This is a genomic window from Yokenella regensburgei ATCC 49455 (genome assembly GCF_000735455.1).
In the GTDB taxonomy this organism is placed as follows: Bacteria; Pseudomonadota; Gammaproteobacteria; order Enterobacterales; family Enterobacteriaceae; genus Yokenella; species Yokenella regensburgei.
The window spans coordinates 94,289-118,260 of the sequence record NZ_JMPS01000009.1; the positions used below are offsets into that span (position 1 = coordinate 94,289).

Annotated in this window: 16 protein-coding genes; 10 read left to right on the forward strand and 6 right to left on the reverse strand. The window is 57.9% G+C overall.

Annotated features, from left to right (window positions below; genetic code table 11):
- The first annotated feature begins 247 nt into the window (after positions 1 to 247).
- From ygfK to GYRE_RS01585, 7 genes are all read left to right on the forward strand, one after another.
- Positions 248 to 3,352 carry a putative selenate reductase subunit YgfK gene (gene ygfK / locus GYRE_RS01555; protein WP_038252429.1) on the forward strand — a complete coding sequence of 1,035 codons (3,105 nt, stop codon included), beginning with the start codon at positions 248 to 250 and terminating at the stop codon, positions 3,350 to 3,352.
- Positions 3,349 to 4,683, forward strand: coding sequence for a putative aminohydrolase SsnA (gene ssnA / locus GYRE_RS01560; RefSeq protein WP_038252432.1), 1,335 nt, complete (start codon positions 3,349 to 3,351; stop codon positions 4,681 to 4,683). The genes ygfK and ssnA overlap by 4 nt, the downstream gene beginning before the upstream one ends.
- A 49-nt stretch (positions 4,684 to 4,732) precedes the next feature.
- Positions 4,733 to 5,512 carry a molybdopterin-dependent oxidoreductase FAD-binding subunit gene (gene ygfM, locus GYRE_RS01565; protein WP_006816935.1) on the forward strand — a complete coding sequence of 260 codons (780 nt, stop codon included), beginning with the start codon at positions 4,733 to 4,735 and terminating at the stop codon, positions 5,510 to 5,512.
- On the forward strand, positions 5,509 to 8,379 hold the full coding sequence (locus tag GYRE_RS01570) for a molybdopterin-dependent oxidoreductase Mo/Fe-S-binding subunit (protein ID WP_038252436.1): 2,871 nt from the start codon (positions 5,509 to 5,511) through the stop codon (positions 8,377 to 8,379). The genes ygfM and GYRE_RS01570 overlap by 4 nt, the downstream gene beginning before the upstream one ends.
- Before the next feature lie 177 nt (positions 8,380 to 8,556).
- Entirely contained in the window at positions 8,557 to 9,954 is a 1,398-nt protein-coding gene (locus GYRE_RS01575; protein WP_006816933.1) for a nucleobase:cation symporter-2 family protein, read from the forward strand.
- 13 nt (positions 9,955 to 9,967) lie between these two features.
- Positions 9,968 to 11,284, forward strand: a complete 1,317-nt coding sequence (gene guaD / locus GYRE_RS01580; RefSeq protein WP_038252438.1) for a guanine deaminase — start codon at positions 9,968 to 9,970, stop codon at positions 11,282 to 11,284.
- A 32-nt stretch (positions 11,285 to 11,316) separates the two neighbouring features.
- Entirely contained in the window at positions 11,317 to 12,684 is a 1,368-nt protein-coding gene (locus GYRE_RS01585) for an NCS2 family permease (RefSeq protein ID WP_038252441.1), read from the forward strand.
- A gap of 64 nt (positions 12,685 to 12,748) precedes the next feature.
- Here the strand turns inward: GYRE_RS01585 and GYRE_RS01590 are convergent, their stop codons facing one another.
- Both GYRE_RS01590 and ygfT read right to left on the reverse strand, forming a co-directional pair.
- Positions 12,749 to 13,225 carry a 4Fe-4S dicluster domain-containing protein gene (locus tag GYRE_RS01590; RefSeq protein WP_038252443.1) on the reverse strand — a complete coding sequence of 159 codons (477 nt, stop codon included), beginning with the start codon at positions 13,223 to 13,225 and terminating at the stop codon, positions 12,749 to 12,751.
- Positions 13,222 to 15,159, reverse strand: coding sequence for a formate-dependent uric acid utilization protein YgfT (gene ygfT / locus GYRE_RS01595; RefSeq protein WP_038252445.1), 1,938 nt, complete (start codon positions 15,157 to 15,159; stop codon positions 13,222 to 13,224). Before ygfT ends, GYRE_RS01590 begins: the two co-directional genes overlap by 4 nt.
- Before the next feature lie 425 nt (positions 15,160 to 15,584).
- On the opposite strand from ygfT, the gene GYRE_RS01600 reads away from it, so the two are divergent.
- Together GYRE_RS01600 and GYRE_RS24365 are read left to right on the forward strand one after the other, a co-directional pair.
- Positions 15,585 to 17,033, forward strand: coding sequence for a nucleobase:cation symporter-2 family protein (locus GYRE_RS01600; protein ID WP_006816927.1), 1,449 nt, complete (start codon positions 15,585 to 15,587; stop codon positions 17,031 to 17,033).
- Positions 17,034 to 17,037: 4 nt separating this feature from the next.
- Positions 17,038 to 17,163 (forward strand): hypothetical protein, encoded by a 126-nt coding sequence (locus tag GYRE_RS24365; RefSeq protein WP_237723238.1) that lies wholly within the window; start codon positions 17,038 to 17,040, stop codon positions 17,161 to 17,163.
- Positions 17,164 to 17,253: 90 nt separating this feature from the next.
- On the opposite strand, the gene GYRE_RS01605 is transcribed toward GYRE_RS24365, so the two are convergent.
- The 4 genes from GYRE_RS01605 to GYRE_RS01620 all read right to left on the reverse strand — a co-directional run bounded on the left by GYRE_RS01605 (position 17,254) and on the right by GYRE_RS01620 (position 22,994).
- Positions 17,254 to 18,375: a ribosomal protein uL16 3-hydroxylase gene (locus tag GYRE_RS01605; protein ID WP_006816925.1), complete on the reverse strand. Its 1,122-nt coding sequence runs from the start codon at positions 18,373 to 18,375 to the stop codon at positions 17,254 to 17,256.
- Between the two features lie 86 nt (positions 18,376 to 18,461).
- On the reverse strand, positions 18,462 to 19,658 hold the full coding sequence (locus GYRE_RS01610; protein WP_038252447.1) for a cytochrome c: 1,197 nt from the start codon (positions 19,656 to 19,658) through the stop codon (positions 18,462 to 18,464).
- 4 nt (positions 19,659 to 19,662) lie between these two features.
- Positions 19,663 to 21,555: an NAD(P)/FAD-dependent oxidoreductase gene (locus GYRE_RS01615; RefSeq protein WP_006816923.1), complete on the reverse strand. Its 1,893-nt coding sequence runs from the start codon at positions 21,553 to 21,555 to the stop codon at positions 19,663 to 19,665.
- Positions 21,556 to 21,566: 11 nt separating this feature from the next.
- Positions 21,567 to 22,994 carry a gamma-aminobutyraldehyde dehydrogenase gene (locus GYRE_RS01620; protein WP_006816922.1) on the reverse strand — a complete coding sequence of 476 codons (1,428 nt, stop codon included), beginning with the start codon at positions 22,992 to 22,994 and terminating at the stop codon, positions 21,567 to 21,569.
- 237 nt (positions 22,995 to 23,231) lie between these two features.
- Between GYRE_RS01620 and GYRE_RS01625 the strand changes: the two genes are divergently transcribed.
- A complete protein-coding gene (locus tag GYRE_RS01625; protein WP_038252590.1) occupies positions 23,232 to 23,957 on the forward strand; it encodes a FadR/GntR family transcriptional regulator in 726 nt (241 codons plus the stop codon).
- Positions 23,958 to 23,972: the final 15 nt, after the last annotated feature.

Here is a 23,972-nt window from a genome sequence, read left to right on the forward strand (position 1 = left end):
CAGATTTTGAGAAATAATAAACCCCGACAGTAATGAGTGAGTTTAATTCTCATTTACCCCACGTGAGACATTTCACAAAAAAGGATTAACTTTCGAAGTAGTTCACAAATTTAAACATATCCAACTTCGCAACAGAATAACTGGTGCGATTGTTGCTCCATTAACCCTCAATCTATCGGTATTCCCGTGATGCCGAATGTTGATTCCACCTGATACACCACTGTGTATGAAAAAAAAGGAGAGGGTTATGGGTGATATCATGCGTCCCGTCCCATTTGAGGAACTTTTGACGCGCATTTTTGATGAGTACCACGATCACCGCTCAATTTTCGGTATTCCTGAGCAGCAATTCTATTCACCAGCCAAACAACATGATACCCGGGTTTTTGGTGAAAGCTGCGCCACGCCAATCGGCCCGGCCGCCGGTCCACACACCCAACTCGCACAGAACATCATCACCTCCTGGCTGACCGGTGGGCGCTTTATTGAGCTGAAAACCGTCCAGATCCTCGACCGCCTGGAGCTGGAAAAACCGTGTATTGATGCCGAAGATGAGTGCTTCAACACCGAGTGGTCCACGGAGTTCACTCTACTGAAAGCCTGGGACGAATATCTGAAGGCCTGGTTTGTGCTGCACCTGCTGGAAGAAGTGTTCCCGCTGACGCCGTCATCATCCGGAAAATCCTTTATTTTCAACATGAGCGTGGGCTACAACCTCGACGGCATCAAGCAACCGCCGATGCAGCAGTTCATCGACAACATGATGGATGCCTCGGCGCATCCGAAGTTCGCCATGTACCGCGACACGTTGCAGCGCTGGCTGAACAATGAAGCCTTCCTTGACCGCCACCAGCTCAACGACATTCGCCCGCAGTTAAGCACCCTTTGCGAGCGCATTCCGGCATCCATGGTCCATGGCGTAACGCTCTCTACCATGCACGGCTGCCCGCCAGATGAAATTGAAGCCATCTGTCGCTACATGCTCGAAGAAAAATCACTCAATACCTTTGTGAAGCTAAACCCGACGCTGCTCGGCTACGCCCGTGTGCGCGAAATCCTCGATACCTGCGGCTTCGACTACGTTGGCCTGAAAGAAGAATCCTTCGATCACGACCTGAAAATCGGCCAGGCGCTCGAAATGCTGGAACGCCTGATGTCACTTGCCAAAGACAAGCACCTCGGCTTCGGCGTTAAGCTCACCAACACCCTGGGCACCATCAACCACAAAGGGGCGCTGCCGGGTGAAGAGATGTACATGTCCGGGCGTGCGCTGTTCCCGCTGTCTATCAACGTAGCCGCCATGCTGTCCCGCGCCTTCAACGGCAAGCTGCCTATCTCCTACTCCGGCGGCGCCAGCCAGCTGACCGTACGCGATATCTTTGAAACCGGTATTCGCCCGATAACCATGGCAACCGATCTGTTGAAACCGGGCGGTTACCTGCGCCTGAGCGAGTGTATGCGCGAGCTGGAGCAGGCCGATGGCTGGGATATGACCACCATCGACGTCGCTCGTCTGGATGCGCTGGCAGAGCGCGCGGTCAGCATGGAGTACACCCAGAAACACTGGAAGCCAGAAGACCGTATTGAAGTCTCGGAAAAACTGCCACTCACCGATTGCTACGTGGCACCGTGCGTCACCGCCTGCGCCATCAAACAGGATATTCCTGAGTACATTCGCCTGATGGGTGAGCAGCGCTACGTTGAAGCGCTGGAGCTCATCTATCAGCGCAACGCCCTGCCGGCAATCACCGGCCATATCTGCGATCACCAGTGCCAGTACAACTGTACTCGTCTGGATTACGACAGCTCCCTCAACATCCGCGAGCTTAAGAAAATCGCGCTGGAAAAAGGCTGGGAAGGCTACCAGGAACGCTGGCACAAGCCGGCTGGCTCTGGCTCACTGAACCCGGTAGCGGTGATCGGCGCAGGCCCGGCGGGTCTGGCAGCGGGTTACTTCCTTGCCCGCGCTGGCCACCCGGTCACACTGTTTGAGCGCGAAGCCAACGCCGGCGGCGTGGTCAGAAACGTCATTCCCCAGTTCCGTATTCCGGGTGAGCTCATCCAGCAGGATATCGATTTTGTCGTCGCCCACGGCGTTAATATCGTCTACGGCTGCGAGCCGGATCTGACTGTCGAAAAACTGCAGGAAGACGGCTTCAAATACGTGCTGGTCGGTGTCGGCACCGACAAAAACAGCGGTATCAAACTGCGCGGCGATAACGCTAACGTGCTGAAGTCACTGCCGTTCCTGCGTGAATACAATCGTGGCGTGGAAATGCATCTGGGTAAACACGTGGTGGTTATCGGTGCCGGTAACACCGCGATGGACTGCGCGCGGACTGCGCTGCGGATGCCAGGGGTTGAGAAAGCCACCATCGTTTACCGCCGCTCGCTGCAGGAAATGCCAGCCTGGCGTGAAGAGTACGAAGAAGCGGTACATGACGGCGTTGAATTCATGTTCCTCAGCAACCCGGAACAGTTCGATGCCGACGGCACCCTGACCGTACGCGTCATGCGTTTAGGCGAGCCGGATGAAAAAGGCCGTCGCCGCCCGGTTGAAACAGACGAAACCCGCACCATGCACGTGACCACGGTGATCACCTCGATTGGCGAGCAGCAGGACTGCGACGCGCTGGAAGCAATGGGCATTCCGATGGATGCCAGCGGCTGGCCGGAAGTTAACGCTGAGGGCGAAACACGGAAAAATGGCGTATTCCTGATTGGCGACGTCCAGCGTGGACCATCTTCCATTGTCTCGGCGATTGGTAACGCTCGCCGCGCGTCCGACGCCATCCTTGCGCGAGAAAACATCCGTTCACACCACAGTGACAAGCACTGGAACAACGTCGACCCGGCGGAGATCTATCGCCGTAAAGGGGCGATTGTTATCGAAAACGTTGGCAAAGACGATCGCGACGCCTTCGTGGCGCAGGAAGCCTCACGCTGCCTCGAATGTAACTACGTCTGCAGTAAATGCGTCGACGTCTGCCCGAACCGCGCCAACGTCTCCATTGCCGTACCAGGCTTCCAGAACCGCTTCCAGACGCTGCACCTTGATGCCTACTGCAACGAGTGCGGTAACTGCGCCCAGTTCTGCCCATGGCAGGGTAAACCGTACAAAGACAAGCTCACCGTATTCAGCCTGCCGCAGGATTTCACCAACAGCACTAACCCTGGCTTCTTTGTGGAAGACGACCGGGTACACGTGCGCCAGGGCAGCGAAACCTGGGTTCTGAATATCGATGAGGGTGGCGAGTTTGAGCAGATCCCGCCACAGCTGGAAGACATGTGCCGCATCATCAGCCAGGTACATCAACATCACCACTACCTGTTGGGAGGCGTCGAAGTATGAGTATGTTAATCCTGAAAAATGCCACCGCCGTGCAGCTTTATCCGGCGAGCGTGCAGGAAAACGTCGATATCGCGATTGAAGGCGATGTGATCCGCGAAGTAGGGAGTGCGCTGAGCCAGCGCTACCCCGATGCGCACGTTAAAGAGATGCACGGCAAGATTGTGATGCCGGGGATCGTCTGCTCGCACAACCACTTCTACTCTGGCTTGTCACGTGGGGTTCAGGCCAACATCGCCCCGTGCCCGGATTTCATCTCTACGCTGAAAAACCTGTGGTGGAGGCTCGACCGCGCGCTCGACGAAGAGTCTCTCTATTACAGCGGCCTTATCTGCTCGATGGAGGCTATTCGCAGCGGTTGTACTTCGGTTATCGACCACCACGCGTCGCCAAACTACATTGCCGGTTCCCTGAGCCAGCTGCGAAACGCCTTCCTGAAAGTGGGTCTGCGTGGCATGACCTGCTTCGAAACCACCAACCGTAACGGCGGGCAGAAAGAGCAGCAGGACAGCGTGGAAGAGAATATCCGCTTCGCTCGCGAAATTGACGCCGCCCGTACCAAAGGTCAGGAACCTTACCTGGTCGAAGCGCACATCGGCGCCCACGCGCCGTTTACCCTCTCCGACGAGGGGCTGTCGATGCTGCGCGAAGCCACTATCGCTACCGGTCGCGGTCTGCACATCCACGCGGCTGAGGATAAATACGACGTTTCTCACAGCCATCATCACTACGGTAAAGACCTGCTGGAAAGACTGGCGGAGTATGACCTGATTAACAGCAAAACGCTGGTCGCGCATGGCCTGTATCTTTCCGACAACGATATTCGTTTGCTGAATGAAAATGACGGTTTCCTGGTGCATAACTCGCGTTCAAACATGAACAACCAGGTGGGCTATAACCATCGCCTGACCGAGTACCGCAACCTGGCGCTCGGCACCGACGGTATCGGCTCCGACATGTTCGAGGAGCTGAAGTTTGCCTTCTTCAAACATCGCGATGCCGGTGGCCCGCTGTGGCCAGACAGCTTTGCTCGCGCGCTGACTAACGGCAACACGCTGTTAAGCCGCAACTTCAACGCCAAATTTGGGCGTCTGGAAGCCGGATACAAAGCCGATCTGACCATTTGCGATTATGCCTCGCCGACGCCGCTTATTGCCGAGAACATCGCCGGTCATCTGGCGTTTGGCATTAGCGCGAATAACGTGAACAGCGTGATGGTGAATGGCGCGATGATTTACGAAGATCGCGAATTTGCCTTCGACTATGAGCCTATCTTCGCCGAAGCGAGAAAAGCTGCTGCGAAACTATGGCAGCGCATGGATGCACTGAACTAAACCCGTGACCTCCCCGCCGCTGCGGGGAGGTGCCGATGAGGATGAATTCATGATTGAGCAATTTTTCAGACCAGACTCCATCGAACAAGCGCTGGAGTTAAAAAGCCACTACAAGGAGCAAGCCGTCTGGTTTGCAGGCGGCAGTAAGCTCAATGCCATGCCCGGACGCACCGATAAGCGTATCGCCATCTCGCTGGAAGACCTGTCCCTGGACTGGGCCGACTGGGATAACGGCTGTCTGCGCATCGGGTTGATGTCCAGACTGCAGACGCTCCGGGAACTCAACTTCATCCCCGACGCCCTGTATGACGCGCTGGGGTTCATTGATTCTCGTCACCTGCGTAATCAGTCGACTCTCGGTGGTGAAATTGCCGCCTGTCAGGAAGAGTCGGTGCTTATTCCGGTACTACTGGCACTGGATGCGCTGCTGGTATTTGCCAACGGTGACACGCTGCCGCTCGAAGCCTGGCTCGCCTCCCGCGACGATCAGCTGTTAACCGAAATTGTTATCCATGATCCCTTCCGTGCCTGCGCAACCCGGCGCATCAGCCGTTCCCATGCCGGGCTCTCGGTGGTGACTGCCGCCGTTGCCGTCACCAACAAAGGAGAAACGCGCATCGCCATTGACGGTGTTGCAGACATTCCTGTTCGTCTGCGTGACGTCGAAGCACAGCAGCTGGAAGGTGAAGCACTTGAGCACGCCGTGCGTGAGGCCGTCTTCCCGCGCGCGGATATTCGCGGCAGTGCCGATTATAAACGTTATATCGCAGGAGTGGCGGTAGCGGACCTGTTCGCTGACTGCCAGCAAATGGGAGAGGAATTAGCATGATCATCCATTTCAATCTGAATGACAGCGTGCGCGAGCTGAAAGTCGCACCTGGCGAAAACGTTCAACGGCTACTGTTTAACTTAGGGATGCACTCCGTACGTAACAGCGACGACGGCTTCGGCTTCGCCGGTACTGATGCCATTCTGTTCAACGGTCGCATCGTCAACGCCTCGTTACTGATTGCCGCACAGCTCGATAAAGCCATCGTGCGTACCGCTGAATCTCTGGGGAGCTGGAATCAGCTGAGCCTTGTGCAGCAGGCCATGGTCGACGTTGGCGTGGTGCAGTCGGGTTACAGCGATCCGGCCACCGCACTCATCATCAGCGATCTGCTGGACCGTATTACCGAGCCAACTCGCGACGAGATTGACGATGCCCTGTCCGGCATTTTCAGTCGCGATGCCGGGTATCAGCAGTTCTACCAGGTTATCGAGCTGGCGATTGCCCGCAAAACGAATCCGCAGCTGGCCTCTGAATACGCCCCCACCTTCCGCGACGATCTCGCGGTTATCGGCAAGATCCACCCGAAATCAGACGCCGCGAAAATGGTGCAGGCCAAACCATGCTACGTGGAGGACCGCATCACCGCAGATGCCTGCGTCGTTAAGATGCTGCGCAGCCCGCATCCGCATGCGCTCATCACCCACCTCGACGTCAGCAAAGCAGAAGCGCTGCCCGGGGTTGTCCACGTGATCACCCACCTGAACTGCCCGGATATTTACTACACGCCGGGTGGCCAAAGCGCCCCAGAGCCCTCACCGCTCGACCGCCGTATGTTTGGCAAAAAACTGCGTCACGTTGGCGATCGCGTTGCCGCCATTGTTGCAGAGAGCGAAGAGATTGCCATGGCGGCAATGGCGCTGATTGAGGTGGAGTACGAGGTCCTCAAACCGGTAATGTCTATCGACGAGGCGATGGCGGAAGATGCTCCGGTTATCCACGACGAACCGGTCGTGTATGGTGTCGGCGCGCCGGATACGCTGGAAGAAGATAACCATCACGCCGTCGATCGCGGCGAGCATATGATCGTTAACTTCCCAATCGGCGCCCGTCCGCGTAAAAACATCGCCGCTGGCGTTCACGGCCATATCGGTGACGTAGCGCGCGGTTTTGCCGATGCGGATGTCATCATCGAGCGTACCTACCGTTCCACTCAGGCGCAGCAGTGCCCGACGGAAACACACATCTGCTTCACCCGTATGGACGGCGATCGTCTGGTGATCCACGCCTCTACCCAGGTACCGTGGCACGTGCGCCGCCAGGTAGCGCGTATCGTCGGCATGAAGCAAAACAAGGTTCACGTCGTGAAAGAGCGCGTGGGCGGCGGCTTCGGTTCTAAGCAGGACATCCTGCTGGAGGAGGTTTGCGCCTGGGCGACCTGCGTGACCGGGCGTCCGGTCTATTTCCGCTACACCCGTGAAGAAGAGTTTATCGCGAATACCAGCCGCCACGTGGCGAAAGTCACCGTGAAACTCGGGGCGAAAAAAGATGGTCGCCTGACGGCTATCGACATGGATTTCCGTGCCAATACCGGCCCTTACGGCAACCACGCGCTGACGGTGCCATCTAACGGCCCGGCGCTCTCGCTGCCGCTGTACCCGTGCGACAACGTGAATTTCACCGTCACCACCTACTACAGCAACATCTGCCCGGCCGGAGCCTACCAGGGCTACGGCGCGCCAAAAGGCAACTTCGCCCTCACCATGGCGCTGGCAGAGCTGGCAGAACAGCTGAAGATCGATCAGCTCGACATCATTGAACGCAACCGCGTTCACGAAGGCCAGGAGCTGAAGATCCTTGGCGCTATTGGCGAAGGGAAAGCACCGACGTCGGTGCCAACCGCCGCCAGCTGCGCGCTGGAAGAGATCCTGCGCCAGGGTCGTGAGATGATCCAGTGGGATTCTCCGAAACCGCAGAACGGCGACTGGCGCACCGGGCGTGGTGTGGCGATCATCATGCAAAAATCCGGGATCCCGGATATCGACCAGGCCAACTGTATGGTTAAGCTGGAGTCGGACGGCACGTTCATTGTGCATTCCGGCGGTGCGGATATCGGGACCGGTCTTGATACCGTGGTCGCCAAGCTGACCGCCGAGGTGCTGCACTGCCCGCTTGAGGATGTGCACGTGATTTCCGGCGACACCGACCATGCGCTGTTTGATAAAGGCGCCTACGCCTCTTCCGGCACCTGCTTCTCCGGCAACGCGGCGCGCATGGCAGCGGAGAACCTGCTGGCGAAAATCCGCTTCCACGGTGCTGCACTTCTGGGTGAACCGGAGGAAGACGTCGAGCTGGTGGCACCGGGCGTCGTGCGCGGTAAGAAGGGTGAGATAAGCTATGCCAAAATCGCCCACGAGGCCGAGACCGGCACCGGCTTTGGCGTGCTGGTTGCGACAGCCTGCTATACCTCTCCGGACTTCGCCTTCCCGTATGGGGCTAACTTCGCGGAAGTGGCGGTGAACGTACGCAGCGGTGAGATACGGCTTGAGAAGTTCTATGCCCTGCTTGACTGCGGCACCCCGGTGAACCCGGACCTGGCGCTGGGGCAAATCTACGGGGCTTCCCTGCGTGCTATCGGCCACAGCCTGATGGAAGAGATTATCTACGATCGTGAAGGTCACCCGATCAACCGCGATCTGCGCAGCTATGGCGCACCAAAAATTGGCGACATACCGCGCGACTTCCGTGCGGTACTGGTGCCAAGCGACGACAAAGTGGGTCCGTTTGGCGCGAAGTCGATCTCTGAGATCGGCGTTAACGGCGCGGCCCCGTCTATTGCCACCGCGATTCACGATGCCTGTGGTGTGTGGCTACGTGAATGGCACTTCACACCGGAGAAAATACTCACCGCACTAGGCAAACTGTAAGCATCGTCATTGAACGGGGCTGCCCCGCAGCCCCACACAGGTTTTACCGCATCTGCTGATCATCACTATATGAGAGACATTCTCAGGGATAGCTGTACCTGACGTTCCAGTTTGACGGTTAAGCGGATGGTAAGCAGTCGTTTCAGATGATCAAATTTACTTTGAAGGAGTGAAGGGATGTCTGATATTACCCAGTCCGAATCCGATCTTATTTATAAGCTGGAAGATAAACCACCGATGAGACAGGGCCTGCTTGGCGCCATTACTCATCTGCTCGCCATTTTTGTTCCGATGGTCACCCCCGCACTGATCGTCGGTGCCTCACTAAAGCTCTCCACCGAAACCACCGCCTATCTGGTCTCTATGGCGATGATCGCCTCCGGCGTAGGCACCTGGTTACAGGTTAACCGCTACGGACGAGTCGGCTCTGGCCTGCTCTCCATTCAGTCCGTTAACTTCTCGTTCGTGACCGCAATGATCGCCATCGGGACCAGTATGCGCAGCGACGGCATTCACGAAGAGCTGATTATGTCTTCCCTGCTGGGCGTGTCGTTTGTCGGCGCCTTTCTGGTCGTTGGCTCCTCTTTCGTGCTCCCTTATCTGCGGCGTGTCATTACCCCAACCGTCAGCGGCGTTGTGGTACTGATGATTGGTCTGAGCCTGATTAAGGTCGGTATTATCGATTTTGGCGGCGGTCTGGCCGCCAAAAACAGCGGCACTTTCGGGGATTATCAGAATATCGGTCTCGGCCTTCTGGTGCTGCTGGTGGTTATCGGTTTCAACTGCATGCGCAGCCCGTTAATGCGCATGTGTGGGATAGCCGTCGGGCTGATGGTGGGGTATCTCGTCGCGCTGTGCCTCGGCATGGTTGATTTTAGCGTGATGCGTAACCTGCCGCTCATCACCATCCCGCAGCCGTTCAAGTACGGCTTCTCCTTTGATTTTCACCAGTTTCTGGTCGTCGGCATCATCTACCTGCTGAGCGTACTGGAAGCAGTTGGCTCCATCACCGCCACCGCCATTGTGTCTCAGCAGCCGGTCGAGGGAGATGAATACCAGCAGCGGCTGAAGGGCGGCGTGCTGGCAGACGGCCTGGTGTCGGTGATTGCCTCGGCGCTCGGTTCGCTGCCGCTCACTACCTTTGCGCAGAATAATGGCGTTATCCAGATGACCGGCGTGGCGTCGCGCTATGTCGGCAAAATCATCGCCGTGCTGCTGGTTATCCTCGGCCTGTTCCCGGTTATCGGCCGCTTCTTTACCACTTTTCCGGCTCCGGTGCTCGGCGGTGCGATGACGCTGATGTTCTCGATGATCGCCATCGCCGGGATCCGCATCATCATCACCAACGGCCTGAAGCGCCGTGAAACGCTGATTGTGGCCACGTCCCTCGGGCTCGGCCTTGGCGTCTCTTACGATCCAGCTCTGTTCCAGGCGCTGCCCGCGTCTATCTACGTGCTGGTCGAAAACCCTATCTGCGCCGGGGGCTTAACCGCCATCATCCTTAACTTGCTCATTCCTCTACGCCGCGAAGAACCGGTTATCGCCACCGACGCTACCGTTAACGAACTGGAATAAAAAGGAAATCAGTATGTCAGGAGAACACAACTTAAAAGCCGTACGTGGCAGCTTCCTTGACGTCACTCGTACCGTTGAGCATCCGGAAGAAATTGAATCGGCGCTGCGCTTTATCGAAGACGGTCTGATGCTTATCCGCGAAGGGAAAGTCGAGTGGATTGGCGAATGGGAAACGGGTAAAGAGATGGTCCCGCCCTGCGTTCGCGTGCGCGACTATCGCGGCAAGCTGGTGGTCCCCGGCTTCGTCGATACGCATATCCACTACCCGCAGAGCGAAATGGTCGGTGCCTACGGTGAACAGCTGCTGGAGTGGCTGAACAAACATACGTTCCCGACTGAACGTCGCTACGCCGATCTCGAATATGCCCGTGAGATGTCGTCGTTCTTTTTAAAACAGCTGCTGCGCAACGGCACCACCACCGCGCTGGTGTTTGGCACCGTGCATCCGGAATCCGTAGACGCGCTGTTCGAGGCCGCAAGCCACATCAATATGCGGATGATCGCCGGTAAGGTGATGATGGACAGGAACGCCCCGGACTATCTCCTCGATACGGTGGAGAGCAGCTATCAGCAAAGCAAAGCGCTCATTGAGCGCTGGCACAACCATGGCCGCCTGCAGTATGCCATTACGCCGCGCTTTGCGCCGACCTCCACGCCGGAGCAGCTGGCCGTCGCCCGCCGTTTGCGCGAAGAGTATCCCGATACCTGGGTACATACACATCTGTGTGAAAACGTGGATGAAATCGCCTGGGTTAAGGCGTTGTTTCCGGAGCACGACGGCTACCTCGACGTCTATCACCAGTTTGGGCTGACCGGCAGAAAATCGGTCTTCGCCCACTGCGTACATCTGGAAGAAAAAGAGTGGGATTGCCTGCGCGACACCCGCTCCTCTATCGCCTTCTGCCCGACCTCCAACCTGTATCTCGGCAGCGGGTTATTCAACCTGCAAAAGGCCTGGCACAAAAAGGTGGCGGTCGGGATGGGGACCGACATTGGCGCCGGAACCACCTTCAACATGCTGCAAACCCTGAACGAGGCCTACAAGGTGATGCAGCTGCAGGGGGCCAGACTCTCGGCTTTCGAGGCCTTTTACCTCGCGACGCTTGGTGGCGCGCACTCGCTGGATCTCGACCACTGTATTGGCAACTTCAATATTGGCAAAGAGGCTGACTTTGTGGTGCTGGAACCTACCGCCACCCCGCTTCAGCAGCTGCGCTACGACAACTCGGTGTCACTCATCGACAAGCTGTTCGTCATGATGACTCTGGGCGATGACCGTTCCATTTATCGTACTTATGTTGATGGCCGTCTGGTTTATGAACGTACCTGACGCTATTTCCACTATCAAGCAGGGGAATGACAATGGCAGACGATTCGCTTAACACACCGGGTACCGCGCAACCGCGCAGCGCCCTCGACAACTACTTTAAAATCACCGAACGCGGCAGCTCAACCCGCCAGGAGATACTCGCCGGTTTAACCACCTTTCTGGCGATGGTGTACTCGGTCATTGTGGTGCCGGGCATGCTGGGCAAGGCCGGGTTTTCACCGGGTGCCGTTTTCGTTGCCACCTGCCTGGTGGCCGGGTTCGGCTCGCTGTTAATGGGGCTGTGGGCTAACCTGCCGATGGCTATCGGCTGTGCGATTTCACTCACCGCCTTTACCGCCTTCAGCCTGGTGCTGGGGCAGCATATTCCCATCCCCGTCGCGCTGGGAGCGGTGTTCCTGATGGGGGTTATCTTCACCGCCATCTCGGTAACCGGGGTGCGAACCTGGATCCTGCGCAATCTGCCGATGGGGATAGCGCACGGCACCGGGATCGGCATTGGGCTGTTTCTGCTGCTAATCGCCGCAAACGGCGTGGGTCTGGTGATTAAGAACCCGCTCGACGGGATGCCGGTGGCGCTGGGGGCCTTCACCTCGTTCCCGGTCGCCATGGCGCTGCTCGGCCTTGCCGCTATCTTTGGTCTGGAGAAGAGCAAAGTGCCCGGTGGGATCCTGCTGGTTATCATCGCAATCTCTATTATCGGGCTGATATTCGACCCGGCGGTGAAGTACCACGGTCTGGTCGCGATGCCGAAGATGCAGGATGAAGCGGGAAATTCGCTGATGTTCACCCTCGACATCATGGGTGCCCTGCAGCCGTACGTGCTGCCGAGCGTGCTGGCGCTGGTGATGACCGCGGTGTTTGATGCCACCGGCACCATCCGCGCGGTGGCCGGCCAGGGGAATTTACTCGATGAAAACAATCAGATAATCAACGGCGGAAAGGCATTAACCAGCGACTCGGTGAGCTCTATCTTCTCGGGCCTGGTGGGTGCGGCTCCGGCTGCGGTGTATATCGAGTCCGCCGCCGGAACGGCTGCAGGTGGGAAAACGGGCCTTACCGCCGTAGTGGTTGGCCTGCTGTTCCTGCTGGTGCTGTTCCTGTCACCGCTGGCGTACCTTATCCCCGGCTATGCCACGGCACCGGCGCTGATGTATGTGGGCCTGTTGATGCTGAGTAACGTCACCAAACTCGACTTCAACGACTTTATCGACGCCATGTCGGGGCTGGTTTGCGCGGTATTTATCGTTCTGACCTGTAACATCGTAACCGGCATCATGCTGGGCTTTGTCACCCTGGTGGTCGGCAGGGTCTTTTCCGGCGAGTGGCGCAAGCTGAACGTCGGTACCGTAGCGATTGCCATCATTCTGGTGGTGTTCTACGCGGGAGGCTGGGCTATCTAAACTAAAAAGCCGGGTTAGCATGATGCTACCCGGCTTTTTTACGCCCTGCGGTTAACGAGTGTGGTTAACAGGAATAGAGGCCCGCACTGGCAACCACTCTCTGTCTTTGCAACGCCACCAGCATTTCATCGGTCATGACACTCAGGGCAAACGTCGGACAAACCTCGACGCAGGCGGGCCCCTGCTCACGGTGACCACAGAGATCGCACTTCACAATCGCTGGCGGCTGCTTCGCTGCCACTTCAATGGTAATTGCGCCAAACGGACAGGCCACAGCGCAGCTCTGGCAGCCGATACAGCGCGAAGGATCCGCTTCTACCGCCTCTTTACCCATCCGCAGTGCCGCCACCGGACAAGCGGCAACACAGGGAGCGTTTTCACACTGATGGCACATCACCGGCACGCTGAGATGGTCAAGGCGCAGCACCTTGAGCCGCGGGGCAAAAGGCGCTGACGGCGAAACGTGCTCCAGCGCGCAGGCCACCTCACAGGTTCTACAACCAATGCATGCTTCAGGACTGGCAACGATAAAACTGGTCATGTAGCCTCCTCGTCAAACATGGTCAGCATTTCGCGGGCTGCCTGTCGACCGGCGACCATCGCCGTCACCACCAGATCGGCGCCGTGCACGGCGTCACCGCCCGCAAAAATCTTCCGGTTACTGGTTTGCGTGGTACCGCAACCTTTCCCGCCGGTGCGAATTTGCCCCCAGCGGTCAAGCGCCACGCCCTGCCCGCGCAGCCACGGCATCTCGTGGGCCTGGAATCCAAAGGCCATGATCAGCACGTCGGCGGCTAACTCGAATTCCGAACCGGGGATCGGGCGCGGACGGCGACGACCATCCGGCCCCGGCTCGCCCATCTCGGTACGGATAAGGCCGATGGCGGTCACCTGACCTTTGCGCCCCCGCGAGATGTACTGCGGCTGAACGTTAAACAGAAACTCCACGCCCTCTTCCCGGGCATTAACCACTTCTTTTTTCGAGCCCGGCATGCTCAGCTCATCGCGTCGGTAGGCGCAGGTCACGCTGGCGGCACCGCGACGAATCGAGGTTCGCAGGCAGTCCATGGCGGTATCCCCCCCGCCCAGCACCACCACGTTTTTCCCCTGGATTTCGGTTAACGGGTACTCGCTGCTCTCTTCAAGCGACATCACTTCGCGGGTGCTGGCAATCAGGAACGGCAGCGCCTGGATAACCCCCGGTGCATCTTCCCCTTCCAGCCCCGCCGCCATCAGCCCGTAGGTGCCAACGCCGAGGAATACCGCATCGTAATCGTTCATCAGGCTGTCGAACTCGACGTCGCGACCCACCTCCTGATTGAGGTGGAACTGGATCCCCATGTTGCTGAAGATCTCACGACGCATGCTGAGCACGGTTTTATCAAGCTTGAACGGCGGGATCCCGAAGGTCAGCAGACCGCCAATTTCCGGGTGCCTGTCAAAGACGTCGACCTTCACGCCAGCGCGCGCGAGAATATCGGCGCAGCCCAACCCAGCCGGACCCGCGCCGATAATGGCAACGCGTTCGGCGCGTGGCTGCACGGCGCTAAGATCTGGCCGCCAGCCCATCGCCAGCGCGGTATCGGTGATGTAGCGCTCGAGGTTACCAATGGCCACCGCACCGTTGCGGCTCTTCAGGGTACAGGCGCCTTCACACAGGCGGTCCTGCGGACATACGCGGCCGCAGATTTCCGGCAGGGTACTGCTGTCATGGCACAGCTCGGCGGCCCCAATGATGTCGCCCTCATTGACCAGACGGATAAAATCAGGAATGTGGTTGTGCAGCGGGCAGGTCCAGTTACACCACGCCTTCTGCGCACAGTAGAGGCAACGGGTGCTTTCATACTCGGCTTCACGGGCATCAAGCCCTTGATAAATCTCTTTGAAATGGGTTTTTCGCTCCTGCGCCGGAACCTTGCTCGCACCTTTACGATCGGTCCTGTCGAGCAGGATTTCCTTACGGGAAGGCGTTTTCGCCTGCGCCGACTGACCCTGCGCGGCGCGCACCCGGCGGCTGTTGCGCAGCTGGTTCAGCCCGTCTTCATCCATCAGCCGCAGCGCCTGCGTCGGGCAGTTCGCCACGCAGGCTGGCTTACCCGAAGGATGCTGCTGGCAAAGATCGCATTTGTGCGCCAGCAGCGGCGCCTCTTCGTTAGCCGCAACCATGTCGATCGCGCCAAACGGGCAGGCGATCACACAATTTTTGCAGCCGATACATCGGGATTGATCGAGCTGAACGCTACGGTTTTCTACCCGCAGGGCATCCGTTGGACAAGAGGTGACACAGGGGGCATCGTTACAGTGGCGGCAGGTTGTCGTGCTGCTTGAGGTTTCTTTGGCAAAAACGTGGATCCGGGGCAAAAACTCGCTGCGATGCTGTGGCCAGCCATCCTGATGGTGTGCCGTGACGCAGGCTACTTCACAGGCATGGCAACCAATGCACTCAGACGCATCGGCGACAATAAATTTATTCATGCGCTACCCTTTTATTGTTTTAACTTCAACAGAAGGTCGCGATGCAAAAACCGGGCTTATTTTCTTCGCAGGGTCAGTCTTAATCCGTTTTTGCGAGGCACTTCAAAAAAAGCCGCGAATGCGACCAGCGAAAAATAATCACGCTGCGGATCTCTCTCAGCCAGAATCATCTTGCGATTCAGAATGATTAATTTTCTCTCAATTTGAGAAAAGAACGTCGCGCTATTCTTTCACTTTTCTCCTCTCCAGACCGCACCAGACGGCCTTTCTGTGATTGTCGCCGCATTTCAAATACTTTCCTCCTTTCGAACGAAAAACTGGCACTCGATAAGCATGTACTCAGCGGTGTTACTTTTCATCATTCTGTACTCTCCCACAGCCGGGCCAGGAGCGCCGGAAAGACGGGTAAACAAGGAGAAAAAGTTATGAGCGCCATAGATTCTCAGCCACCATCGGTCTCTGGCAGCCCCCACGAAATTGATGAGGTGGATCGGATACTATCCCCAGGAAAGCTTATCATTTTGGGCTTGCAACACGTTTTGGTTATGTACGCTGGCGCTGTCGCCGTGCCCCTTATGGTGGGCGACAGGCTGGGCCTTAGTAAAGAAACCATCGCTCTGTTAATCAGTTCAGATCTCTTCTGCTGCGGTATCGTCACGCTGCTGCAGTGTATTGGGATCGGGCGATTCATGGGGATACGTCTACCGGTGATTATGTCCGTCACCTTTGCGGCCGTGACACCAATGCTGGCAATCGGTCTTAACCCTGATATTGGGCTGATGGGGATCTTCGGCGCCACTATCGGTGCCGGGATCATCACGACGCTGCTCGCGCCCCTGATTGGCCGTCTGATGCCGCTGTTCCCGCCGTTGGTCACCGGGATTGTCATCACCTCCATCGGCCTGAGCATTATTCAGGTGGGCATCGACTGGGCCGCCGGCGGCAAAGGCAACCCGGAGTACGGTAGCCCTATCTATCTGGGGATTTCGTTTGCCGTTCTGCTGTTTATTTTGTTGATTACCCGTTTTGCCAAAGGCTTTTTGTCGAACGTGGCGGTACTGCTGGGGATAGTCTTCGGCTTTGTGCTGTCGCTAATGATGAATGAAGTTAACCTCGCCGGACTGGGGGAAGCGAAATGGTTCGCCATCGTCACCCCGATGGCGTTAGGCACCCCGGTGTTCGACCCAATCTCGATTCTGACCATGACCGCCGTGATGATCATTGTCTTTATCGAGTCGATGGGGATGTTCCTCGCCCTGGGCGAGATAGTCGGCCGTAAGCTCACCTCGCAGGATATCATTCGCGGCCTGCGCGTTGATGGCGTCGGCACCCTGTTTGGCGGCATCTTCAACAGCTTCCCGCACACCTCATTCTCCCAGAACATCGGGCTGGTGAGCGTTACCGGGGTATACAGCCGTTGGGTGTGTATCGCCTCCGGTGCCATTCTGCTGATTTTCGGTATGGTGCCGAAAATGGGAATACTGGTTGCCTCAATTCCGCAGTTTGTCCTGGGCGGAGCGGGGCTGGTGATGTTCGGAATGGTGCTGGCAACCGGGATCCGCATCCTGGCACGCTGCAACTACAAGACGAATCGCTACAACCTGTATATTGTCGCCATCAGCCTGGGGGTCGGCATGACGCCCACCTTATCGCAGAACTTTTTCTCTAAATTTCCTGCCGATCTGCAGCCGCTGCTGCACAGCGGGATCATGCTTGCCACCATTGCGGCGGTAACCCTGAATCTGTTCTTCAACGGTTACAAGCACAATACCGGGCTTGCAGAGGAAGATCCTAACGCGCCGAAGCGGTCACCACGTACCGTGCGCATGTGGTTGTTAATGCGAAAAGTGAAGAAGAGTCAAGACGATGAGTGACAAAATGGCTTTTGCGCTGCGCTGTCTGCTGGGGACGCTGCTGCTCATGCTAATCTCGATCCCAGTGGTGTCAGATTGTGTTGCCATTGCCATTGAAAGCCGTTTTCATTATTTAATGCTGATGATGTAACACACCGACCAGCCCGAACCACATGCGTTCGCCGCTGGACAAGCACTAAAGAAAACCCCGCCATATGGCGGGGTTTTTGACTTGCGGGATTTACTCGTCGAAGTACCAGTAACCCTGGTTCACCAGCGCCGTCAGTTCGGCAATGAAGGTCGGGTTCTGCAACGCGTCGCCCAGCTCTTCCTGCCCGAGCAGGGTGTAACGGCACAGCGCATCGGCGGCGGTCGCATCGCTCACGTCTAACGGCTCGCTGTTCACGAAGCAGCTACCGCCCACGTTCAGCACCCGCAGCCCGCTCAGACGAGACAGCACTTCGCCACCGAGCAGCGCATCCTGCAGCTCATCCGGCGTGTACGGCGGCTCGGCCGGGGCAATGTCCAGCTCGTGGCGCGGCGTAGTGACAAAGCTGCCGAACCACTGAGTGAAGTCTTCCGGCTTGCTTATCATGTCGAACATCATCTGGCGAAGACGCGCCATCTCATACTCTTCCACCCGGCCCGGGTGCTCGCGGCAGGTGAGATCCGGATCGCTGTAGTGTTCACCGCCAAGATCGTTTTCCAGCGCGTAGTCGGCAAAGCTGCTGATGAGGTCGCGACCGTTCGGCCCACGGAAACCCACGGAGTAGTTCAGCGCGGTTTCATGGGTGAAGCCGTCATGCGGGAATCCCGGCGGAATATAAAGAATATCGCCCGGCTCGAGATCTTCATCGATGATCGGCTCAAACGGATCGACGTGCAGCAGCGCCGGGTGCGGGCAGAACTGACGCATCGGCAGCTTGTCGCCCACGCGCCAGCGGCGGCTTCCCATGCCCTGGATGATGAACACATCGTACTGATCGATGTGCGGGCCAACGCCACCGCCCGGCACCGAGAAGGAGATCATCAGGTCGTCTAACCGCCAGTCCGGCAGAACGCGGAACGGACGCACCAGCTCAGCGGCAGGCGCATGCCAGTGGTTCACCGCCTGCGCCAGCAGCGACCAGCCGGTTTCGCCTAAGCCATCGAAATCTTCGAAGGGGCCGTTGCTGGCCTGCCATTTACCGTTGAAATGGCTGACCAGGCGGCTGTCGACTTCCGGCTCCATTGCCAGCCCCGCCAGTTCGTCTGGCGTGATGGGGTCAACGAAGTTCGGAAAAGCATTTTTCAGAACAACAGGTTTTTTTTGCCAGTATTTCTCTAAAAATTCCGGCCAGTTCAGATTCAGTTGATACGCCATAGGTCACACCAATGAGAGGACAAACGGGCCTGATTATAAAAAAGCTCAGGCCGCATTTGCCTTGTCAGCGGTCAACCTTTCGGCACCTAAGGTGACGTTTGTTTTATCACCTTGTTAACGTCGTTGCTGTTCACCTCCGGCGCGCCGTTGCCCCAGCTCTCTCTGAGGTAGTTGGTGACGTCGCGAATATCGTCGTCGCTCATCACGTCGCCATAGGCAGGCATACGGAACGAGACGCTGCCTTTGGTGTTCGGGGTTTCAGCCCCCTGCGCTATCACCCGGATGAGCGGCGTTGGGTCCGCCACCTGCAGCATCGGGTTACCGCTGAGCGCCGGCACGTTATCATCGGTACCCTGCCCTGACGGGCCGTGACAGGTAGAACAGTAGCGCATATAAAGCGTTTTACCGTCCAGATTCGAGGGTACATCCGCCAGCGGCGGCATCGGCGACGGTGCTGCGCTGCTGCGGTTGAGGCTCAGCAGGTAGTGGACGATGGCGTTGGCGTCGTTGTCGGTCAGGTACTGAGTACTCTGCTCAACCACCTCGACCATCGAGCCAGAAATCGCCGCATGTTTACTGCGCCCTGTAAGCAGCAGCGCCTTCAGCTCTTCCGGCGGCATGTTAATGGTGCGCAGCGACGGCGCATACCAGCCGTCAATCATCGCCCCGCTGAGGTACGCCGGATCGCTGTCGTCGTAGGCTTCTTCGTTCATTGCCGCGCCGCGCGGGGTATGGCAGGCCCCGCAGTGCCCAGCGCCCTGTACAAGGTACGCCCCACGTTTCACCAGATCGCCGTCGTCGTCAGCCGCCTTCACGTCGGCGGGCGTGTCGGCATACAGCGCATTCCAGATGTGCAGCGGCCAGCGGGCGGAGAGCGGCCACGGGATCTCGCTTTCACGGTTAGCGGTGGCGGAAGGCGGTACGTCATGCATGAAATAGTCATACAGCGCCTTCACGTCTTTATCCGACATTCTGGCGTACGACGGATACGGCATCGCCGGGTACAGCGGGTGCCCGTCTTTCGCTATCCCCTGACGAACGGCTTTTTCGAAATCTTCATAGCTGTAGTTGCCGATACCATGGGTTTTGTCCGGCGTAATGTTAGTGGAGAAAATGTCCCCTACCGGAGTGGGAAACCTTTTGCCACCGGCGTTGGCCTCCCCGCCCTCGGCGGTGTGGCAGGCCATACAGTCGGCAACGCGGGCAACGTACTCCCCTTGTGGAAGTGCGGCGTGGCTTACCGCCGAGAACAGCAGGCCGGCAAGAATCAGTCCAGTACGCATGATGTCACCCCATAGCCTTAAGTTCGTTAACCGCGCGCCAGGCCTGATCGATTGCCGCGTGGGCATAGGCGCTCCAGTCGGAATCCGAGTTGGCGATGGCGATACGCCCGACGGGTTTTCGCGCCCGCTCGACGATTTCGGCCTGTTTGTCCATATCGTCAAACAGCGCGTTGGCGTAATAAGCATAGCCGTGCGCCCAGCGGTTGACGGTAATGGCGGCGATATCACGCTCGTGGTCAAATCCGGCGCTGCCGAGCATCTCCTGCAGCTGATCGCGGATCATCTTTTCGTGAGCATCAAAAGAGGTTCCCAGCAGGAACGCACGCCCTTTGCGGAACTGCTCGCGGGCGCTCATGTTGCTGCCGGGGTAGGTCGGCACGTACACCATATGCAGCACCATCGGTTCGTCCGGCGACTGCGGATGCTGATAGCTCCCGAGGCTTACCGGATAGTCCAGCTTCACGCGGCTGTACGGAGCAGCGGGAGAATAGAATTCGTGGATCCCCAGCTTCATAAACGGCTGCCAGTTTTTCACTACCACGTTGGTGTACACCAGCGGCGCTTTCACGTTGAGACGCAGATCGTCTTTCTGCTCTTCCGGGGTTTCCGGCACCAGGTACGGCACCATCATGTTGTAGCCCGCCATCACCGCGTTACGTCCGCGCACGCGGTGCGGCTTGCCGTCGTTCAGGTAGGTGACGACCACGCCGTCGTCGGTATTGGCGGCGTTAACCACCACGCTATTCAGGCGAATACGCGCCGGGTTTTGCGGCTTGTCGAGGGTCGAGTAGTCGAGGCGCGAAGTGATGGAGTCTTCCATCGTGCTCCCAGGCAGCGCCTGCGGGATCAGATGGCGGATCATCAGGCGCGTCAGCCCGGCGTTACCGTCCGGGAAGTGGTACACGTAGGGCTCTTCGAGATCGGCCAGCGCTTCACCGTCGAGCGGTGGCAGGCCCATGCCCTCCATCCCCGGCAGGGCGCAGGCGCGGGCGTCAGCGCAGGAGATCCCCTCGATGCCGATAGCGAAAAAGTCATTCGAACGCTGCTGGAAATAGAGCAGCGCCATCTTGCTTAAACCCACTTTCTCACTGAGGAACTCGTGATAACTGTGGCCATCGAGCCATGCGCTTTTCTCTTCAACCGTCATCCCCGGCAGGTAGTCGGAGGGATTCACGTGCAGCGTAATCAGCGCCTTGCGATCTTCCTCACTCAGCGGGAAGTCGTTGATGAACGCCTCGATGGGGCGACCGTTCAGGCGGTCGTGCGGGATATCGTCCGACACCGCGCGCCCCGGGTCACCGCTGACAATTTTCGTCTCGCCGAAGTGCTTCTTATCAAAGAACACGCCGCGGCTGAGCTGATGGTCCGGATAGAAATTGACGTCAAAACCGGCTTTCATGCGGCTGACGCTGATGCCGAGATCCGCCATCAGCTTGTTCACCACCGGGCTGAAATTATTGGCTGGCGACTGAAACGCCTCGCTGCCGCCGTAGCCGATAAGGGTTTTACCCTCAACGGTGAATTCGTTGCGCTTGGCGTGACCGCCAAAATCGTCGTGGTTATCCAGCACCAGGATTTTGCTCTCTTTTCCTGCCAGCTGCTGCCAGAAACAGGCGGCGGCGAGGCCGCTGATGCCGCCGCCGACGATAACCAGATCGTACTCTTCCTCGACGGGCAGGCCATCAAGAGCAAAGTTTTCATGCTCCCGACCCAGCGCATGCGCCATTTCAAAGGAGCCGGGGTGGTTGCCGCGCAGGCCGGTCAACGCGGGCGGATAATATTCGCCATGAATCACCGCGCCCGCTTTGCCTGCCGCCCGAACCAGATCGAGCGGGGTTAACCCCGCCGCGATGGTAATGGCCACACCGTTAAGGAAGTCGCGTCTGGTAATCGCCATGAGTGTCCTTGTTATTCGTTGATATCACACATGATATGTTTCACTCGAGTATACTCATCAAGTGAATAAGATGAGAGATCTTTGCCATAACCGGACTTCTTGAAGCCCCCGTGCGGCATCTCGGCGCACAGCGGGATATGGTTGTTGATCCACACGGTGCCGAAATCGAGCCCGATGCTGAAACGCTGGGCGCGGCCATGGTTGCTGGTCCAGACGCTGGCGGCAAGGCCATACTCCACGTCGTTGGCTTTGTGCAACGCCTCCTCCTCGGTGGTGAACGCCTGAATGGTCATCACCGGGCCAAACACCTCATGCTGAATGGCCTCGTCGTGCTGCTGCAGGCCGGAGATAATCGTCGGTTCAAAATAGAAGCCCGGGCCTGACCCCGGACGACCGCCGGTTTCAATACGGGCGTGCGCCGGCAGGCGATCGATAAAACCTTTAACCTGCTCCAGCTGATTGCGGCTGTTCAGCGCGCCGTACAGCGCATCGCGGTTGTCCGGAGTGCCGAAGGTAATGGTTTTGGTTTTTTGCACCAGCTTTTCGAGGAAGGCCGGATATGCAGACTCCTCCACCAGCAGGCGTGTGGCTGCGGTGCAGTCCTGACCGGCGTTGAAGAACCCGGCGGTAGTGATGAACTCCACCGCGCGATCCAAATCCGCATCAGCAAAAACCACCACCGGCGCTTTCCCCCCCAGCTCTAAATGCGCTTTGGTCAGGTTAGCTGCCGCAGAGGCCGCCACCTGCAGGCCCGCGCGTACCGAACCGGTGATTGAGACCAGCGACGCCTTCGGGCTTGAGACTATCAGCGAGCCGGTTCCGGCCTTGCCCAGCACCACGTTGAACGCCCCCTGCGGGAACAGCGGCGCCGCCAGCTCAGCCAGCATCAGTGTGCTGATGGGCGTGGTGTCACTCGGCTTCAGCACCACGGTGTTACCCGCCGCCAGCGCCGGGGCAATTTTCCACACCGCCATCATGAACGGGTAGTTCCACGGCGTGACCTGGCCGACGATCCCCAGCGGCTCGCGGCGAATGGTTGAGGTAAAACCGTGGGCGTACTCCCCGGAGGCTTTCCCCTCCAGGCAGCGGGCGGCACCGGCGAAAAAGCGAATGGCATCGCAGGAGGCCGCTATCTCTTCTTTTTCAATAAAATGACGCAGCTGCCCGGTCTCCTGGCTCTGGGCCAGCGCCAGACGCTCGACGTTGCGCTCGATTTCATCGGCAAGCTTCAGCAGCGCTTTCTGCCGCTCTGAGGGGGTTGAGGTTTTCCAGACTGCAAACGCCGACTTCGCCGCCGCATAGGCCTGCTCCACCTCCTGCTCGCCGCCGTCCGGAGACAGCGCATAGGTTTCGCCATCCACCGGGCTTACCAGCGCAAACAGATTGTCCTGCCGACCTTCTACATACTGCCCGTTAATGAAATGCTTCAGGGTTCTCATCACTGTCTCCAGCCGTTAAATCATAAAGTATCTTAGTTAATATATTTAGAATAATTGGCTTTCAATCATGTAACATTGACAACATGAAGCACATCGCATTTTTAACTTAATTTTCACATATCATTAACGGGAACGCACCTTCCCGGGACGAGGATCGCGCCGCCATTCTCCCCTCGCCTGCATAGCGGGCATATGTTAAGAATGGGGCTGTTTCAGGGAGATATTCACAAAAAAATTATGATTACTCATGCCGTCATCTTTGCGCCAATCGGACAGGTCAGCCGTTCCGATCAGATAGTCCAGCGACTGTCTAACGCCATTATTACCGGCCTGCTTGAGCCGCATGAACAGCTGCCCAACGAGGCCGATCTGGCAAAAATGATGGGCGTTTCCCACATCACCATCCGGGAAGCGCTGAATACGCTGAGGGCGAACAACCTCATCCACACGGTGCGTGGCCGCAACGGCGGCAGCTTTGTGTGTGAGAAGCGCGCCGCCGCGAACGGCGACCTGCACCCGTTTCGCACCATCAGCACCGACTATCTCTCCGACCTTGGCGAGATGCACTGCGCGGTTATCAGCCACAGCGCCCGCCTGGCGTCGCGACGGATGACGGAAACTGACATGGCGCGGCTACAGGAGTTTGTCGGGGTACTGAAAGCGGCGAACACGCCGGAGCTGAAAACCCAGGCCGACATGCGCTGCCTGCTGACGATTGCCGCCAACTCGCACTCCGCGCGGCTGGCAAGCCAGGAGCTGCAGCTACAGGCCGAGTGGGCCTCTCTGGTGGCGGTGCTGTACCGCTCCGACGAGATCCACCAGCAGGTGGTCAGTTTGTATGAATCGCTGAGCGCGGCACTCTCTCGCCACGACGAAGCCGGTTCCGTGCAGGCGGCCACCCAGTTGATTGATACTTTTACGTTCCATCTTATTGAAAACAAAATTAAATATAACGAAAACTGAAGAGCAATGAGCGAA